The organism is Variovorax boronicumulans, from assembly GCF_029892485.1.
Classification (GTDB): domain Bacteria; phylum Pseudomonadota; class Gammaproteobacteria; order Burkholderiales; family Burkholderiaceae_C; genus Variovorax; species Variovorax boronicumulans_B.
Genome location: NZ_JARXVG010000009.1, coordinates 96,907 through 113,563 on the forward strand (window position 1 = coordinate 96,907; position 16,657 = coordinate 113,563).

Annotated in this window: 18 protein-coding genes; 12 read left to right on the forward strand and 6 right to left on the reverse strand. The window is 67.5% G+C overall.

What is annotated here, in order from left to right:
* The first annotated feature begins 9 nt into the window (after window positions 1-9).
* From M2282_RS20730 to def, 4 genes are all read left to right on the forward strand, one after another.
* On the forward strand, window positions 10-1,110 hold the full coding sequence (locus M2282_RS20730; RefSeq protein WP_280810649.1) for a cell division protein ZipA C-terminal FtsZ-binding domain-containing protein: 1,101 nt from the start codon (window positions 10-12) through the stop codon (window positions 1,108-1,110).
* A 25-nt stretch (window positions 1,111-1,135) separates the two neighbouring features.
* On the forward strand, window positions 1,136-3,220 hold the full coding sequence (gene ligA, locus M2282_RS20735; RefSeq protein WP_280810650.1) for an NAD-dependent DNA ligase LigA: 2,085 nt from the start codon (window positions 1,136-1,138) through the stop codon (window positions 3,218-3,220).
* Between the two features lie 112 nt (window positions 3,221-3,332).
* Complete coding sequence (locus M2282_RS20740) at window positions 3,333-3,791, forward strand: hypothetical protein (RefSeq protein WP_280810651.1); 459 nt, start codon at window positions 3,333-3,335, stop codon at window positions 3,789-3,791.
* Between the two features lie 32 nt (window positions 3,792-3,823).
* Window positions 3,824-4,363 (forward strand): peptide deformylase, encoded by a 540-nt coding sequence (def, locus tag M2282_RS20745; protein ID WP_013541635.1) that lies wholly within the window; start codon window positions 3,824-3,826, stop codon window positions 4,361-4,363.
* Between the two features lie 14 nt (window positions 4,364-4,377).
* Here the strand turns inward: def and M2282_RS20750 are convergent, their stop codons facing one another.
* On the reverse strand, window positions 4,378-4,767 hold the full coding sequence (locus tag M2282_RS20750; protein WP_280810652.1) for a DoxX family protein: 390 nt from the start codon (window positions 4,765-4,767) through the stop codon (window positions 4,378-4,380).
* Between the two features lie 154 nt (window positions 4,768-4,921).
* On the opposite strand from M2282_RS20750, the gene M2282_RS20755 reads away from it, so the two are divergent.
* The 3 genes from M2282_RS20755 to M2282_RS20765 are packed head-to-tail and all read left to right on the forward strand — an operon-like array spanning window position 4,922 to window position 8,006.
* On the forward strand, window positions 4,922-5,956 hold the full coding sequence (locus M2282_RS20755; RefSeq protein WP_280810653.1) for an amino acid ABC transporter substrate-binding protein: 1,035 nt from the start codon (window positions 4,922-4,924) through the stop codon (window positions 5,954-5,956).
* Window positions 5,953-6,951, forward strand: a complete 999-nt coding sequence (locus M2282_RS20760) for an amino acid ABC transporter permease (protein ID WP_280810654.1) — start codon at window positions 5,953-5,955, stop codon at window positions 6,949-6,951. Before M2282_RS20755 ends, M2282_RS20760 begins: the two co-directional genes overlap by 4 nt.
* Entirely contained in the window at window positions 6,948-8,006 is a 1,059-nt protein-coding gene (locus M2282_RS20765; RefSeq protein ID WP_280810655.1) for an amino acid ABC transporter permease, read from the forward strand. Before M2282_RS20760 ends, M2282_RS20765 begins: the two co-directional genes overlap by 4 nt.
* Here M2282_RS20765 and M2282_RS20770 read toward each other — a convergent pair.
* Both M2282_RS20770 and M2282_RS20775 read right to left on the reverse strand, forming a co-directional pair.
* Window positions 7,961-9,487, reverse strand: a complete 1,527-nt coding sequence (locus tag M2282_RS20770) for a sodium:solute symporter family protein (RefSeq protein ID WP_280810656.1) — start codon at window positions 9,485-9,487, stop codon at window positions 7,961-7,963. The two genes, M2282_RS20765 and M2282_RS20770, sit on opposite strands and share 46 nt — an antisense overlap.
* Window positions 9,484-9,771, reverse strand: coding sequence for a DUF3311 domain-containing protein (locus tag M2282_RS20775; RefSeq protein ID WP_280810657.1), 288 nt, complete (start codon window positions 9,769-9,771; stop codon window positions 9,484-9,486). The genes M2282_RS20770 and M2282_RS20775 overlap by 4 nt, the downstream gene beginning before the upstream one ends.
* 214 nt (window positions 9,772-9,985) lie before the next feature.
* Between M2282_RS20775 and M2282_RS20780 the strand changes: the two genes are divergently transcribed.
* The 3 genes from M2282_RS20780 to M2282_RS20790 are packed head-to-tail and all read left to right on the forward strand — an operon-like array spanning window position 9,986 to window position 11,949.
* Window positions 9,986-10,522: a helix-turn-helix domain-containing protein gene (locus tag M2282_RS20780; RefSeq protein WP_280810658.1), complete on the forward strand. Its 537-nt coding sequence runs from the start codon at window positions 9,986-9,988 to the stop codon at window positions 10,520-10,522.
* A 3-nt stretch (window positions 10,523-10,525) separates the two neighbouring features.
* Window positions 10,526-10,894, forward strand: a complete 369-nt coding sequence (locus M2282_RS20785; protein ID WP_280810660.1) for a TIGR04076 family protein — start codon at window positions 10,526-10,528, stop codon at window positions 10,892-10,894.
* Window positions 10,891-11,949, forward strand: a complete 1,059-nt coding sequence (locus M2282_RS20790) for an aldo/keto reductase (protein WP_280810661.1) — start codon at window positions 10,891-10,893, stop codon at window positions 11,947-11,949. Before M2282_RS20785 ends, M2282_RS20790 begins: the two co-directional genes overlap by 4 nt.
* A gap of 10 nt (window positions 11,950-11,959) precedes the next feature.
* Here M2282_RS20790 and M2282_RS20795 read toward each other — a convergent pair whose 3' ends face one another.
* Genes M2282_RS20795 through M2282_RS20805 form a run of 3 tightly spaced genes read right to left on the reverse strand, consistent with a single transcriptional unit; the run spans window position 11,960 to window position 14,707 of the window.
* A complete protein-coding gene (locus tag M2282_RS20795) occupies window positions 11,960-12,358 on the reverse strand; it encodes a PPC domain-containing DNA-binding protein (protein ID WP_280810662.1) in 399 nt (132 codons plus the stop codon).
* A 16-nt stretch (window positions 12,359-12,374) separates the two neighbouring features.
* Window positions 12,375-14,027: a phosphoglucomutase (alpha-D-glucose-1,6-bisphosphate-dependent) gene (pgm, locus tag M2282_RS20800; protein WP_280810663.1), complete on the reverse strand. Its 1,653-nt coding sequence runs from the start codon at window positions 14,025-14,027 to the stop codon at window positions 12,375-12,377.
* A complete protein-coding gene (locus M2282_RS20805; RefSeq protein WP_280810664.1) occupies window positions 14,024-14,707 on the reverse strand; it encodes an HAD family hydrolase in 684 nt (227 codons plus the stop codon). The genes pgm and M2282_RS20805 overlap by 4 nt, the downstream gene beginning before the upstream one ends.
* A gap of 184 nt (window positions 14,708-14,891) precedes the next feature.
* Between M2282_RS20805 and M2282_RS20810 the strand changes: the two genes are divergently transcribed.
* Together M2282_RS20810 and M2282_RS20815 are read left to right on the forward strand one after the other, a co-directional pair.
* Window positions 14,892-15,224: a hypothetical protein gene (locus M2282_RS20810; RefSeq protein WP_280810665.1), complete on the forward strand. Its 333-nt coding sequence runs from the start codon at window positions 14,892-14,894 to the stop codon at window positions 15,222-15,224.
* Between the two features lie 51 nt (window positions 15,225-15,275).
* Window positions 15,276-16,652, forward strand: a complete 1,377-nt coding sequence (locus M2282_RS20815) for a putative bifunctional diguanylate cyclase/phosphodiesterase (protein ID WP_280810666.1) — start codon at window positions 15,276-15,278, stop codon at window positions 16,650-16,652.
* The last annotated feature ends 5 nt before the right edge of the window (window positions 16,653-16,657 follow it).

Here is a 16,657-nt window from a genome sequence, read left to right on the forward strand (position 1 = left end):
GCGGCGCGCATGAGCAATCTCACTCTCGCACTCTCCATTCTTGGGGGCCTCGTTCTCGCGGCCGTCGTCGGCTACGAAACCTTCATGTCGCGCCGCAACGCGCCACGCCAGCCGGACGCGGTAGATGTGGCGCAGGCCGACATGGAGCGTTCGATGGACTCGGGCGACGGCGTGGAGCCGATGCTGCACGTCGATCCGAACCAGCTCTCGGCGCAGGACCGCCACGAGCCGCTGTTCGACCCCGACCTGCCGGCGCCCAGTGGTGTTCCGGTCGCCACCGGCGAGCGGCGCGGCGGGCTCGATCCGCTGATCGACGTGATCGCCCCGGTGTCGCTGGACGGCCTCGCCTCGGGCGACGCCGCCATCGCGGCCATGCCGCCGACCCGGCGCGCGGGCAGCAAGCCGGTCGCCATCGAAGGCCTCAATGAGCACACGGGCCAATGGGAGCCTCCGGTGGCCGGCCAGCGCTACAGCGCGTTCCAGGTCGGCGTGCAGCTGGCCAACCGCACGGGCGCGCTCAACGAGATCGAATACTCCGAGTTCGTGGTCAAGGCGCAGGCCTTTGCCGATGCGGTCAACGGCTCGCCGGAGTTTCCCGAGATGCTCGACGAAGTGGCCCGCGCCCGCGAGCTCGATCAGTTCGCGAGCGCGCACGATGCGCAACTGGGCTTCGTGTTGCGCGCGCTGCATGCGGCGTGGAGCCCGGGCTATGTGCAGCAGAACGCCGCGCGGCTCGGCTTCGTGGCCGGCATCATTCCGGGACGCATGGTGCTGCCGACCGGGGAGATCGGGTTGCCGCCGATCTTGGGGCTGGCGTTCGATACCCAGGCCGCACTGGCCGACGACCCTGCGCAATCGGCCATCCGCGAACTCAGCCTGAGCCTGGACGTGCCACAGGTGGACCGCGCCGAAGAGCCGTTCCGCCGCATGCGCGAAGCCGCTGCCACGCTCGCGCGTGAGATGGACGGCGTCGTGACCGACAGCGACGGACAGCTGCTGCGCGACGAGACGATGGACGTCATCGGCAACGACCTCGAGCAGCTTTACGACACGCTCGACGCGCGCGATCTGGCGGCCGGTTCACCCTTGGCCCGCCGCCTCTTCAGCTGATCCGATTTTTTCGGGAGACACCCACATGACGACGCGCGACGAAGCGGCACGCGAAGCCGCCGCACTGAGCGAACAGCTCCACAAGCACGCCCACCTCTACTACGTGCTCGACGCGCCCGCGCTGCCCGACGCCGAGTACGACAAGCTGTTCCAGCGCCTGCAAGCGCTGGAGGCGGAGTTTCCCGAGCTGCGGACCCCCGATTCGCCGACGCAGCGCGTGGGCGGCAAGGTGCTCGACGGCTTCACCAAAGTACGCCACAAGGTGCCGATGCTGTCGATCCGCACCGAGACCGACATCACGCCGGCCGGCGCGAGCGCCTTCGATGCGCGCGTGCGCAAGGAACTGGGCCTCGCCGAAGACGGGCCGCAGGTCTCGTATGTGTGCGAACTCAAGTTCGACGGTCTTGCCATGAACCTGCGCTACGAGAACGGCGTGCTGGTGCAGGCCGCAACGCGCGGCGACGGAGAAGTCGGCGAAGAGGTCACGCAGAACATCCGCACGGTGCGCGAGATTCCGCTGCGCCTGGCCGGCAAGGCGCCGCCCGTGGTCGAGGTGCGTGGCGAGGTCTACATGAAGCGCGCCGATTTCGATGCGCTCAACGAGCGTCAGCGCGAGAAGATCGCGGCCGGCCAGAAGAACGAGAAGGTGTTCGTCAACCCGCGCAATGCGGCGGCCGGCGCGGTGCGCCAGCTCGATCCGGCGATTGCCGCGGCGCGGCCGCTGAGCTTCTTTGCATACGGACTTGGCGAGGTCACGCCCGCCGCGGAGGGCGGGCCGGATTGCCCGACGCAGTTCGATTGGCTGCAGCAGTTCCATGCCTGGGGTTTTCCCGTGGCCACGCAGACCGCGCGGGCGACCGGTGCCATCGAGCTGATCGCGTTCCACGAGAACATCGGCCGCCAGCGCGATGCCTTGCCCTATGACATCGACGGCGTGGTCTACAAAGTCGACAGCGTCGAGCTGCAGCGGCAGCTGGGTTTCGTCTCGCGCGAGCCGCGCTGGGCCGTGGCCCACAAGTACCCCGCGCAGGAGCAATTGACCGAGGTGCTGGGCATCGAGATCCAGGTCGGTCGCACGGGCAAGCTCACGCCGGTCGCCAAGCTGGCGCCCGTGTTCGTCGGCGGCGTGACGGTGACCAATGCCACGCTGCACAACGAGGACGAGGCGCGGCGCAAGGACGTTCGCGTGGGCGACACGGTCATCGTGCGGCGCGCGGGCGACGTGATTCCCGAAGTGGTCGGGGTGGTGCCCGAGAGCCTTGCGAAGCCGGAGGGCGAACGCGGCCCGGTGTTCACCATGCCGCACCAGTGTCCCGTGTGCGGCTCCGATGCCGTGCGCGAAGAGGAAGAGGTCGACTACCGCTGCACAGGCGGCCTGTTCTGCGCAGCGCAGCGCAAGGAAGCCATCCTGCACTTCGCGGCGCGGCGCGCGGTCGACGTCGATGGCCTGGGCGACAAGCTGGTCGAGCAGTTGGTGGATGCCAACCTCATCCGCACCTTGCCCGATCTCTACAAGCTCGGATTCACCACGCTCGCGGGCCTGGACCGCATGGCGGAGAAGTCGGCCAAGAACCTCGTCGATGCGCTCGAGGCCTCCAAGAAAACCACGCTGCCGCGCTTTCTGTTCGGCCTGGGCATCCGGCACGTGGGCGAAAGCACGGCGAAGGACCTGGCCAAGCATTTCGGCAAGCTGGACGCCATCATGGACGCGACCGAAGAACAACTGCTCGAGGTCAACGACGTGGGCCCCGTGGTGGCGCAAAGCCTGCGCACCTTCTTCGACCAGCCGCACAACCGCGAGGTCGTCGAGCAGTTACGCGCCTGCGGGCTGAACTGGGAAGAGGGCGAGCCCGCAGCCCGCGCGCCCAAGCCTTTGGCGGGCCTGACCTTCGTGATCACCGGTACCCTTCCTACGCTGGGCCGCGACGAGGCGAAGGATAAATTGGAGGCAGCCGGTGCAAAGGTCGCCGGCTCCGTCAGCAAGAAGACCCATTACCTCGTGGCCGGCGAAGACGCCGGCAGCAAGCTCGACAAGGCCCGGGAAATCGGAGTGGCCGTGATCGACGAGGCGCGCATGCTGGAGATTCTCGAGAACGGCGTCAAGGAGTGAGGTTCGGCGGGGCCGCCTCTTTACCGGCCGTTACGTGACTTCATCGCAGCGCAGTCAACAGGGTCTACAACCTGACGTTGAAAGAAGACTGAAGGCCAACAAGGAGCCCCTCATGCAGAAAATTCGCGTTCTTGGTGCCAGCATTGCCCTCGGTGGCGTTGCGCTGCTGACAGGCTGCGTGGCAGTCCCGGGCGATCCGTATTACTCGGGGGGCTACTCCGGTGGTTACTCGGAGCCGTACTACTCCGAGCCGTCGCCTGTGGTCGTCGCGCCAGCGCCGGTCTACATCCAGGGCGGGGGCTATTACGAGCGTGGCCGCTATTACGACCGTCGCCCGTATTACGGCCGTCCTGGCTATCCGGCCGTGCGTCCAGGCTACCCCGCGGTGCGGCCGGGCTATCCCGCTGCACGCCCGCCGGGCGCTGGCTGGGGCGGTGGTGGTGCACGCCCGCCTTCCGCCGGTGGCGGCGTTCCTGGCATCACGCCTTCGCAGCCGCAGCAGATGCCTCAAGGCCGGGCGCGGCTGTGGACCTCGCCAGACTCGAAGAACTCGAACCAGGCCCCTCCGTGATCCCGGCGTGAGGCTGTCGCGATAATCGCGCGATGGCCATTCGCGAAATACTCAAGATGGGCGACCCCCGGCTGCTGCGCATCGCGCAGCCGGTCGCCGCTTTCGACACCGACGAGCTGCACCTCCTGGTGCGCGACATGTTCGAGACCATGCATGCGGTCAACGGCGCCGGCCTCGCGGCACCGCAGATCGGCGTGGACCAGCAACTCGTGATCTTCGGCACCGACATCGTCAACCCCCGCTACCCCGACGCGCCGCCGGTGCCCCGCACCGTGCTGCTGAACCCCGTCATCACGCCCATCGGCGAGGACGAGGAAGAGGGCTGGGAAGGGTGTCTTTCGGTGCCGGGCCTGCGCGGCGTGGTGCCGCGCTTCGCCAACATCCGCTATACCGGCTTCGATCCGTACGGCGATCCGATCGATCGGGTGGCCAGCGGGTTTCATGCGCGTGTGGTGCAGCATGAAGTCGATCATCTGCTGGGCAAGCTGTACCCGATGCGGGTGCGCGATTTCTCGCGCTTCGGCTACACCGAGGTCTTGTTTCCGGGCCTCGATGCGGCCGACGACGACTGATCCGAACCCGGCCGTTACTTGTTGCTCAGGCCGAAGCGGCCGCCGCCCGTGAAAGCCAGAGAGATCGCCGCGAACAGGAACATGCCCTGCAGTTCCAGCGCCCAGCCGCCCTGGCCGTTCAATGCGCCGAGGTCCTTGCGGTGCACCAGCCAGATCGCCACCAGCATGTTGATCGCCACGACCACCGCCGCCGGCCGCGTGAACAGGCCGACGATGAGCAGCACCGGCGCCAGGATTTCACCGACATAGACCGCATAGGCCAGGAAGGCCGGCAGGCCGTGCGAGGCGAGCATGCCGCCGATGCCATCGACACCCTTGGTGACCTTGGCCACGCCGTGCAGCAGGATGAGGATGCCCAGCGCGAGGCGCAGAACGAGCTTGCCGGTGTCGTCGGACTTGAACATTGTGTGGTTCCTGTTCGGGAGAGTTGATAAAGGGCCGTATGGTATTGCGGTATCGCAGCGCGACCGGGCATATGCATCCAACAGACTGTTCTTTGGCGTCCCGCGGCGGCGGCCCGTACACTGGCTTTTGTTGAATGTTGAGGAGAACACACCCATGAAGAACCGATTTCGCCCGGCGCTGATCGCCGCCGCATCCCTGGTCGCTCTCGCCACCGCCGCGCCAGCCTTCGCAGGCAAGACGCTCGACGCGGTCAAGCAGCGCGGCACCGTCAAGTGCGGCGTGACCAACGGGGTCGCGGGCTTCTCCGCACCGGACACCCAGGGCAACTGGTCGGGCCTGGATGTAGACACCTGCCGCGCCATTGCCGCGGCCGTGCTCGGCGATGCGAAGAAGGTCGATTTCGTGCCCCTCAATTCGCAGCAGCGCTTCTCGGCCCTGCAGGCCGGCGAAATCGACATCCTCGCGCGCAACACCACCTGGACGCTTACCCGCGACGCCTCGCTCGGCTTCAACTTCACCACCATCACCTACTACGACGGCCAGGGCTTCCTGGTCCCCAAGAAGCTCAAGGTGACCAGCGCCAAGCAGCTCAAGAACGCCACCATCTGCACGCAGTCGGGCACCACCAACGAGAAGAACGTCTCCGACTACTTCCGTGCGCAGAACATCCCCGTGAAGACCGTCGTCTTCGAGAGCTTCGAGGCCTCGTTCAAGGCCTTCTTCTCGGGCCGCTGCCAGGCCTTCACCACCGACGCATCGGCGCTGGCGGGCCTGCGCAACAAGGAAGCGCCGAACCCCGACGACTACGTCATCCTGCCCGAGCTGATCTCCAAGGAGCCGCTCGCGCCGCTGGTGCGCCGCGGCGACGACGAATGGTTCGCCATTGCCAAGTGGGTGCCCAACGCGCTCATCGAAGCCGAGGAAGCCGGCGTCACGCAGGCCAACGCCGACGAGCTCAAGGCCAACAGCAAGGACCCTGCGCAGCAGCGCCTGGTCGGCACGGGTGAAGACCTCGGCAAGCTGCTGGGCCTCGACAAGGACTGGTCGTTCCGCGCCATCAAGGCTGTAGGCAACTACGGCGAGGTGTTCGAGCGCAACGTCGGGCCGAAGTCGGTGCTCAAGCTGCCGCGCGGTTCGAACAACCTCTGGAACAAGGGCGGCCTGATCTACGCACCACCGGTTCGATGAGCCGGGGGGCCTCGCGCCGCGGCGCCTGGCTGGCCTGGGTCGTCCAGGCGCTGCTGGTGCTGGCCGTCGTGGCCGGCGCCGTCTGGGTGGTGCTCCACGCGCTCGACGTGCTGCGCGCGCGCGGCGTGCGCTCCGGCTTCGACTTTCTCACCGAGCCCGCGGGCTTCTCGATCAGCGAGGGCTGGCTCGATTTCGACGCCAGCCAGCCGTTCTGGCGCGCCTTCCTCGCGGGGCTGATCAACACGGTGCGGGCGGCGGTGCCCGCGGCGATTTTCTCGGTCGTGCTCGGCACCCTGATCGGCATCGGCCGGCTTGCGCCCCATGTGCTTTTGCGCGGCATCTGCACCGCATATGTCGAACTGCTGCGCAACGTGCCGCTGCTCGTGCAACTGCTGATGCTGGCCTTCGCGATGGCCAATCTGCTGCCCGACCCGACCGAGCCCGTGCGGCTGCTGCCGGGCGTGTGGCTCAGCAAGGGCGGGCTCAGCGTGCCGTGGCCCGTGGCGGGCGAGGGCGGTTGGTGGCCTACGCATTTCGAATGGCCCGAGCGCGGGGATTTCAGTGTGAGTGGCGGCGCGGCGCTGAGTCCCGAGTACGTGACCATCGTCGCGGGCCTGACCTTCTATTCCGCCTCGTTCGTCGCGGAGATCGTGCGCGCTGGCATTCTCTCGGTCTCGCAGGGGCAGGTGCTGGCGGGGCAGGCGCTGGGGCTGTCGTCGGTGCAGCAGCTGCGCATCGTGATCCTGCCGCAGGCGCTGCGGGTGATCGTGCCTTCGCTCACCAACCAGATGCTGAGCCTCGTCAAGAATTCGTCCCTGGCCGTGGCCGTCGGTTATCCGGAACTGGTGTCGGTCGCCAACACCACCATCGGCTCGAACGGCCGGGCCTTCGAGTGCATCGCGATCATCATGGCGGTGTACCTGCTGATGTCGCTCGTGATCTCCTTCGGCATGAACCGCTACAACGCGCGCGTGGCTTTGCGGGGCTGGCGATGAGAAACGTCGCGCAAGGCCCGATTGCATGGCGCAGCGAACTCTGGGGTTCGCCCTGGCGTGCGCTCGCGACGGTGGCGCTGATCGCGCTTCTCGCCTGGGTCGGCTATCACATCGTCGACTGGGCCGTGGTGCACGCGGTGTTCCGCCCCGATGCAGAAGCCTGCCGCACGGTGCAGCACGGCGCCTGCTGGGGCGTGGTGGCCGAGAAGTGGCGGCCGATGCTGTTCGGCCGCTTTCCGTATGAAGAGCAATGGCGCCCGGCCATCGCGGTGGTCGTGCTGTCTGCCGTCACCATGCTGAGCGCCTGGCCGCGCAGCTGGCGCTGGTGGCTGGTGCCGCTGTGGCTCGTTGCACTGCTGCTGTTCGTGCTGCTGATGCGCGGCGGCGTCATGGGCTTGAGTCATGTGCCGACGAGCCGCTGGGGTGGCCTGCCGCTGACCATCGGGCTCGCGGTCGTGGGACTGGCGCTGGCCTTTCCGCTCGCGCTGCTGCTCGCGCTGGGCCGTCGCTCGGGCTGGCCGGTGGTGCGCACGCTGAGTGCGAGCTACATCGAGCTGGTGCGCGGCGTGCCGCTGATCTCGGTGCTGTTCATGGCGTCGTTCCTGCTGCCACTGTTGTGGCCGGCGGGCTGGCAGCCGGACGTGCTGGTGCGGGTGCTTGCGGGCCTCACGTTGTTCGTCGCGGCCTATCTTGCCGAGATCATCCGCGGCGGCCTGCAGGCCGTGCCGCGCGGGCAGACCGAGGTGGCGATGGCACTGGGCTTCGGGCGCTGGCCGGTGCAGCGCGACATCGTGCTGCCGCAGGCCCTGCGCCTCGTCGTGCCCGCGCTGACCAACAGCGTGGTCGGCACGCTGAAGGACACCTCGCTGGTCACCGTCGTGGGCCTTTTCGAGCTGACCGGTGCGCTGGGCCTCGCGCTCGGCGGCGACCCGGTCTGGCGGCCGTTCTACCTCGAGGGGTATCTCTTCATCGCCGCCGTGTACTGGGTGCTGTGCTTCGGGCTCTCGCGCTACAGCGTGTGGCTGGAGCGCAGGCTGGCGAGTGCGCCGACCTGAGCCGCATCAGGCGGACTGTCGTCCTGCAGTCCGAGCGCGACCGCCTTGGGCTGCGGCGCCTTCGTCACGAGGCTCACGGCAACGACGACCGCGGCATTGATGGCCATCGCGATCAAGCCGGCCTCCCACTGCGGCACCGTCGCGGCCCAGAACTTCGCCGCGAAAGGCGCCAGCAGCGCGACGAAGCCGGCCACGAGCCCGGCCAGCACGCCGATGGCGCTAGTACGCCGCCACAGGAAGCCCAGGAACACGCCGGGCGCGAGCATGCCGATGGCCGAATATGCATCGAGCAGGATCTTCACCAGCGAGCCTTTCTGGCTCACCGACAGCCACACGGCGATCGCTGCAAAAACCACCAGCGAGCCGCGCGACAGTGCCAGTGAAGCGTGCTCGCTCAGGCCGCTCCTGAATGGCCGCACCACGTTGCGCGTGAAGATCGACCCGGCCGTCAGCAGCAGCAGCGACCCGGGCGCCAGCGCCAGCAGAAAGCCAGTGCCCGCCAGCAGCCCGACCGTCCACGCCGGATAGCGGTCGGACACGAACTGCAGCAGCGCCGCGTTCAGATTGCCGCCCGGCGGCTGCGTCTGCGCCAGCAACGCCGCAAAGCCCAGCAGGATGATGAAGAAATAAGCCAGCGAATACAGCGGCTGCCAGATCGCGTTGCGCCGGATCGCCGTCGCGCTGTGCGCCGTGTACGACATCTGGAACAGGTGCGGGAACACCCAGTTCCCCAGCGCGATGTTGATGGCCGAGGTCATGAGCCAGATCGCGGTGGTCGGCGAGGTGGCGTCCAGCCCCGGGAACTTGCCGATGCCCGGGTGCTTCGCCTCCGCCATCGAGAACAGGTCGAGCAGCGAGGCCGCGCCCACCTTGCTCGCCACGGTGACGCTCAGCAGCACCACCACGACCACCATCAGCACGTCCTTCACGCCCGCGGCGAAGGCGGCGGAACGCACGCCCGCGACGAAGACGAACGCGATCATCAGAACCCCTGCGCCGATGGTCGCGGCTTCGCTCGTGATGCTGTTGCCCAGCGTGAGCTGCACGATCAACCCGAGGCTCACAAGCTGGATCTGCACGTAGACAACGAGCGATGCGATACCGACCACGCCGGTCAGCACGCCCAGCCAGGGCGCCTCGTAGCGCGCGGCGAAGAAGTCGGATTGCGTGAGCAGCTTGCCGATGCGCCCCGCGCGCCAGATCCGCGGCATCAGCCAATAGCCGACCGCGTAGCTCATCGAGACCGAGCAGAACGCGAGATACGCCGGCGCGCCCAGGGCCCAGGCGTAGCCCGAGATGCCGAGCACCGCGAAGGTCGTGTAGACCTCGCCCGCGTTCATGAACCAGAAGATCAGCGTGCCGAGGCTGCGCCCGCCGACGGCCCAGTCGCCGAAGTTGTTGGCGCGGCGTGTGCGGCGGCCGTAGGCGATGGCGCCCGCCACGGTCGCGAGCAGGATGGCCAGGACGATGGCGAGCTTCATGGTGCGCCGTCCTCGTGGGTCTTCAGGCTGTGGGCGAGGAAGGCAGCTTCCTCTGCTTCCACTCCGGCTTTGGCATCGAGGCGGAACACGATCGCGATGACGACGCTGGTCAGCACGATGCCCGCCATCTGCCAGAACATGGGGAAGGGCAGTCCGAATGGGGTGAGCGCGACGTCGTTCACGGCGGGCGCGAGGCAGGCCTGCCAGATGAACGGAAAGACCAGCAGCCAGCGGTGTCCGAGGCGTCGCCGGGTGGGAGGTGTGGGGGGATGCGGGTCGGCCATCTCGATGCTCCTATAAAGTATTACTGCACGATCTGGCCGCGGAGTGTGCAGAGAAAATGCACAAAGCACAAGTAGGTTCGGCGGCAATATTCGCTTGAAATGCTGGAGGAATTGCAGAGAACTCTAGCGCTTGACGTGCACCAGAACCGTACATACCATCCCGGTCGTTGTGCTGTGTGAATGCACAAACAAGAAGCAAAGGAAGACCCAGCCCATGATCGGCGACCGACTGAAGGAATTGCGAACGGCCCGCGGCCTGTCCCTGCGCGAACTGGCCGCGCAGGCGGGCGTCTCCGCGACGCTGCTGAGCCAGATCGAGCGTGCCGTCACCGATCCCAGCCTGGAAACCCTGCGCCGGCTCGCCGGTGTGTTCGGCGAATCGGTGTCCTCGCTGTTCTCGGAGCCGACGCCGCCCACGGTCTGGATCAGCCGCCCGAACCAGCGCGTGATGCTCACCGCGCCCAAGGGCCAAGTGGCCTACGAGCGCCTGACCGCCGGTGCGGGACAGCTCGAGGTGCTGCGCGCCGTGCTCAAGCCGGGCCAGATGTCCGCCGACGAGCCGCGCGGCCACGAATCGGCCGAATGCGTCTACGTCGTCGCGGGCGCGCTGGTGGCGCAGGTCGCGGGCGTCGACTACGCGGTGAAAGCCGGCGAGAGCATTTCCTTCGACGCGCGGCTGCCGCACCGCTACCTGAACGCCTCGACCGCGGCGACCGAAATCATCCTGTCCGTCACCCCACCGAACCCCTGAACCATGACCCGCACGACAACGGCTGACGACGGCACCTTCACGCTCTACGACCTGCGCGTCGAAGTGGTCGCGCCCGAAGGCGCGAAGCTCTATTGCAACGCCAAGGTCGGCGACTACTTCGAGCTGCGCGGCGAGATGCTGCACCTGCCCGAGGGGCAGGGCTTCTCGATCTATTCGCTGGGCGCCTTGCTGCCGCTGCTCGCGGCCAAGCAGCGCCCCACAGACGCCAACGACTGGATGAGCACCGACGCCGAGGTGGCGTGCCCCGATCCGCATTGCCCCTCGCGCTTTCGCATCACGCGCACCGCGACGCGCGTTTTCCGCCACGCCGACACCACGGCCGTGGTCCACCCATCGAAGACAAACCCATGAGCCAACCGCAACGCATCGACCTCGCGCCGAACTATTCGATTTCCCGCCTGCTGAAGGGCGGCTGGCAACTGGCCGGCGGGCACGGCGGCATCGACTGCGCCACGGCCATCGCCGACATGGCCGCCTACTACGAAGCCGGCATCACCACCTTCGATTGCGCCGACATCTACACCGGCGTGGAGGAGCTGATCGGCGACTTCCGGCGCGAGCACATCGCTCGCCACGGCAGCGACAGCCTTGCGCGACTGCGCGTGCACACCAAGTTCGTGCCCGACCTCGCGACGCTCGCGCAGATCGACAAGCGCCAGGTCGAGCAGACCATCGATCGGTCGCTGCAGCGCCTGGGCGTCGAGCGGCTCGACCTCGTGCAGTTCCATTGGTGGGACTACGGCGTGCCGCGCTACGTGGAAGTGGCGCACTGGCTGCAGGAGCTGCAGCGCGTCGGCAAGATCGAGCTGCTGGGCGGCACCAATTTCGACACCGCGCGGGTGCGCGAACTGGTCGATGCCGATGTGCCGCTGCGCAGCATGCAGGTGCAGTACTCGCTGCTCGACCAGCGGCCGCAGCCGACGCTCGCGCCGTACTGCGCGGCGTCGGGCATCCAGCTGCTGTGCTACGGCAGCGTGGCCGGCGGGTTTCTTTCGGAGCGCTGGCTCGGTGCGAGCGAACCTCAGGAGCCGTTCGAGAACCGTTCGCTGGTCAAGTACAAGCTCGTCATCGATGACTTCGGCGGATGGGACCTGTTCCAGCAATTGCTGCTGCAGCTGCAGAAGGTGGCGCAGCGGCACGACACCTCGATTGCCACGGTCGCGATGCGCTGGGTGCTGCAGCAACCGCAGGTGGCGGGCGTGATCGTCGGCGTGCGGCGCGGCGACCATCTGGCGGACCACCTGAAGGTGCTGTCACTGCAGCTCGATGCCGAGGACATCGCCACGCTCGATACGGTGCTGACGCAGCGCCAACCGCCGAGCGGTGATGTGTATTCGGTCGAGCGCGACATCGAAGGCCGCCACGGCCGCGTGATGAAGTACGACCTCAACAAAGAGCCGCATTGAGCCCTGCGATTCAGGGCTTGGAACGCGGCACCAGTTCGGGATAGCCGGTTGCTGGATCGTGCTCGCGGGCGAAGTGCCATTCGGGCAGCCACGCGATCAGGATTTCGGCCGTGGTGCGCACGGTGCAGCCCGGCGCAACATGGCCGCCGCGAACCTGGCCCGCGCCATCCGACACGCTGATGTGCAGATGAGAGCCATCCGGCGAAAGCGAGCCGGACAGCGTGAGGATTTCAAGATCGCCTTCGAGCACAGCAGCGCTTTCCACACCGGCATACCGGATGCGCGCGCCGCGGAGGCTGCCGATGCCGGAGACCACGAAGGCCGCTTCGATACCACGTTGCTTCAGCGCCGCATCGAGCGCGGCGCGCAGATCGTCGCCCGGGTTCAGGCGCAGCGCGTGGGCTTCCATGCCGGCAGCCCTGGCTTCAGCTCGACAGCGCCTTGTCCACCAACTGCTGCGCCTCTTCGAGGATGCGCGCAAGGTGCTCCGCCCCCTTGAAGCTCTCGCCGTAGACCTTGTAGATGTTCTCCGTGCCCGAGGGCCGCGCCGCGAACCAGCCGTTGGCGGTGACGACCTTCACGCCGCCGATGGCCGCGCCGTTGCCGGGCGCATGGCTTAACACGGCTTCGATCTTGTCGCCCGCCAGTTCGGTCGAGCTCACCTGCTGCGGTGACAGGTTCGACAGCTTCTTCTTCTGCTCGACAGTGGCCGCTGCATCCACGCGGTCGGACACCGGCTGTCCCAGCGCCTGCGTCAACTCCGCATAGCGCTCGCCCGGGTCTCGTCCGGTGCACGCGGCGATCTCGGCCGAGAGCAGGGCGGGCACCATGCCGTCCTTGTCCGTGGTCCATGCGGAGCCGTCGTGGCGCAGGAAGGTCGCACCCGCGCTTTCTTCGCCGCCGAAGCCGAGCGATCCATCCACAAGCCCATCGACGAACCACTTGAAGCCCACCGGCACTTCGTAGAGCTTGCGGCCGAGCCGGGCAGTGACGCGGTCGATCATCTGGCTGCTCACCACCGTCTTGCCGACAGCCGCACCCGCGGGCCATTGCGGACGGTGCGTGTAGAGGTAGTCGATCATCACCGCAAGGTAGCTGTTCGGCTGCATCAGGCCCGCGCTGCGCGTGACCACGCCGTGGCGGTCGTGGTCGGTGTCGCAGGCGAAGGCGATGCCGAAGCGGTCCTTCAGCGCGATCAGCTTGTGCATCGCGTCGGGCGAGGACGGGTCCATCCGGATGCGGCCGTCCCAGTCGAGCGACATGAAGCGGAAGGTCGGATCGACCTCCTGGTTCAGCACCGTGAGGCGCTGGAGCTTGTAGCGCTCGGCGATGGCCGGCCAGTAGTGCACCCCGGCACCGCCTAGCGGATCGACGCCGAGGTCGATCTGCACGCCGCGGATCGCATCCATGTCGAGCACCTGCGCGAGGTCTTCGACGTAGGTGTTCAGGTAGTCGTGCCGGTGCGTGGTCGAAGCCTTCAGGGCCTGCGCGAGCGGCATGCGCTTCACGCCTTCGAGCTTGTTCGCCAGCATCTTGTTGGCGGCGGCTTCGACGGCGGAGGTGATGTCGGTGCCGGCAGGGCCGCCGTTGGGCGGGTTGTACTTGAAGCCGCCGCTCTCGGGCGGGTTGTGCGAGGGCGTGATGACGATGCCGTCGGCCAGCCCCGTGGTGCGTCCGCGGTTGTAGACCAGGATCGCATGCGACACGGCGGGCGTCGGCGTGTATTCGTCGTCCTTCGAGAGCATCAGCTCGACGCCGTTGGCCGCCAGCACTTCGACCGCGCTGCTGAAGGCGGGCGTGGAAAGCGCGTGCGTGTCGATGCCGAGGAACAGCGGGCCGTCGATGCCTTTCTGCTTGCGGTAGTCGCAGATCGCCTGGCTGATCGCCAGCACATGCCATTCGTTGAACGCATCGTCGAACGACGAGCCGCGATGGCCCGAGGTGCCGAAGGCCACGCGCTGCGCAGGCACGGATGGGTCGGGCCGGCCCGTGTAGTACGCCGAGATCAGGCGCGGCACGTTCACCAGCAATTCGAGGGGGGCAGGTTTGCCTGCGAGGGGATTGGTTTTTTGACTCATTTCTTGGGTGCCCAGTCGTCGATTTGAATGAGGTCGCCGATCCGTTCGATCGTGATGTCGGCGGGCGCGTAGGCGGCAATGGCCTGCGCATCGAGCGCGTAGTGGCCTTGCCGCACGAAGACGGTGGTGAGCTTCGCTCCCCAGATCGCCTTCATGGCGGAGAGCAGGCGCAGCTTGTCGTCCACCATCACGTAGTGCGCGGCGGGGTGGCACTCCTCGATGGTGTCGAGCATCTGCTCCTTGTGCACATAGATCAGCACACGGCCTTCGACCGCGTCCCACAGGCCCGAGCGCTGCACCTTGCGTGGCTGGAACACCACATCGCCGTCGGACAGGATCACCGTGGGGCCGTGGCGCCGAAGATGCGTCAGTGCATCGAGCGCGCCCGGATAAAGGCGGTCGGTGAAGGGATAGTCGATGAGAAAGCTGGACATCAGCAGCAGCCGCGAATCGCTCATGCCGCGCCTGCTTTCCTCGGCCCGGTAGCGCTGCAGCGCGCCGAGGTAGTCGACGTAGCCGAGCTCGCTGCGCAGCGTCTCGAAGGCGGTCCAGTAGCGGCTGGCGCTCTCGGTGCCGAAGGCTTCGTCGAGGTGGGCGCGCAGGTCGCCGACGACGCGGTCGTTGTCGAGCAGGGTGTTGTCGACGTCGACCAGGAAAACGGTGTCGGGGTGCTGTGTCATGAAGGGTGCGCCCATCGGGCCGGAGCTGCATGCATCGCTTTCAGCATACGCCATCGAAAAGGCGGGACCGGTACGCATCGCGAATTAGTTGATGCTTTGGGTTCGGCTGGCTTACCCTGTGCGCGGCACGTCGTTTTTGGCGAATAAGCTTCAGCCCAGTCTCAAGGAGCAAAAAAGTATGCGCATGAAGAATGGTCGAAGCTGGCTTTGCCTGTCGACGCTGGCCCTGGTGCTGGCGGGCTGCGCGGCCCCACCCAAGGACAGGCCGCTGACCTCCGAGGTGCCCGAGCCGCCGAGCTTCGCGCCGCCGCCCGAAAGCTGCCAGGCCGCGGCCGCCCGCTTCGGGCTCGGGTTGCAGGCGAGCCAGTCGCTGCTGCAGGAGATGCTGCAACGTGCGGGCGCCAAGACGGGCCGCACGGTGCCGGCGACAGAAACGGCGAGCCCGGCGCAAGACCCCAGCCGGCTCAACCTGCAGGTCGACCCCACCGGCCGCATCGTCGGTGTCTATTGCGGCTAGGGGCCGATCCAGAGAACGGCAACGGCCTGCGATCTTCCGGAGTTCAAACTTTTGCCGAACAAGCGCTCACACGGTTCCACCTCGCCCGAAGAAGAGCTGAAACGCCTTCCCGCCGACGAGGTGCTGTCGCCGCTCATTGCGGACTGGGCGCGTGCGGGCAAGCGCCTGGCGCTGGTCTGCGACATCGACCTGGATCGCTTCGGCGAGCTCAACCAGCGCTTGGGCATGGCCGGCGGCAATGCCGCGCTGGTCGAAGCAGCCGGGCGGATCAAGGCGCAGCTGCCGCGCGAGTCGCTGGTGGCGCGCATCGGCGGCGACGAGTTCGCGGCCGTGTTCGCCGGCCTGGGGCCGCCGCAATGCCACGAGGTGCTCGAGCGCATCCTCGTGGCGCTGGCCGAACCCTGGGAGTGGCGGGGCCAGACCGCGAGCCTCGCCGGAAGCCTCGGCGCCCGGCTGCTGGACAGCACCGGCCCGGCGCCCGAGGCCGCCTTGCGCGACGCGCAGCACGCGGCCTTCTTCGCCAAGCGCGCGGCCGATGGCAAGGTGCATTACTTCGATGCGCCGAAGGCCCACGCCGACGCACAGGTCGTGCGCGAGCGCCAGCGCATCCAGGAAGGCCTGGCGCAGGGCGAGTTCTTCCTGTGCTACCAACCCAAGGTCGACATGCGCCGCGGCGTCGTGGTGGGCGCCGAGGCGCTCATCCGCTGGCGGCACCCGGAGCGCGGATTGCTGCAGCCGATTCATTTCGTGCCGCTGCTCGAGGACGACGTGCTGGCCGAGCAGGTCGGCCAATGGGTCATCGGCACTGCGCTGCGGCAGCTGTACGACTGGCGCGCCGTGGGCCTGCGCATGTCGGTCAGCGTCAACGTGAGTCCGCTGCACATGATGCGCCACGACTTCGTCGAGCGGCTCGAGGAGCAACTGGTGCAGTACCCCAAGCTCGGCGCCGGCGCGCTGGAGCTCGAGATCCTGGAGACCACCGCGATCAGCCAGTTCGCCACCGTGGCCCGTTTCGTGGACGCCTGCCGGACGCTGGGCGTGGCGGTGGCCATCGACGACTTCGGCACCGGCTATTCCTCGCTCACCTACCTGCGCCAGCTGCCGGTGTCGTCGGTCAAGATCGACCAATCGTTCATCCGGGGCATGCTCGACAGCGCGGCGGACCGGGCGATCGTCCAGGGCATCCTGCTGCTCCTGCAGGCGCTCGGGCGCACCGCCGTGGCCGAGGGCGTCGAAACGCTGCAGCACGGCGAGGCGCTGCTAGCCATGGGCTGCACCCTGGCCCAGGGCTACGGTATCGCCAAGCCGCTGCCGGCCGACCAGATGAAGCGCTGGGTCGCCGGGTTCGAGCGCGCACCCCCTTGGGGGCGCGGCGATGCGGAAGAAGATTCGCCGTCCGCGCCGATCGAACCGACCCCGCAGCCCTAGCCCCG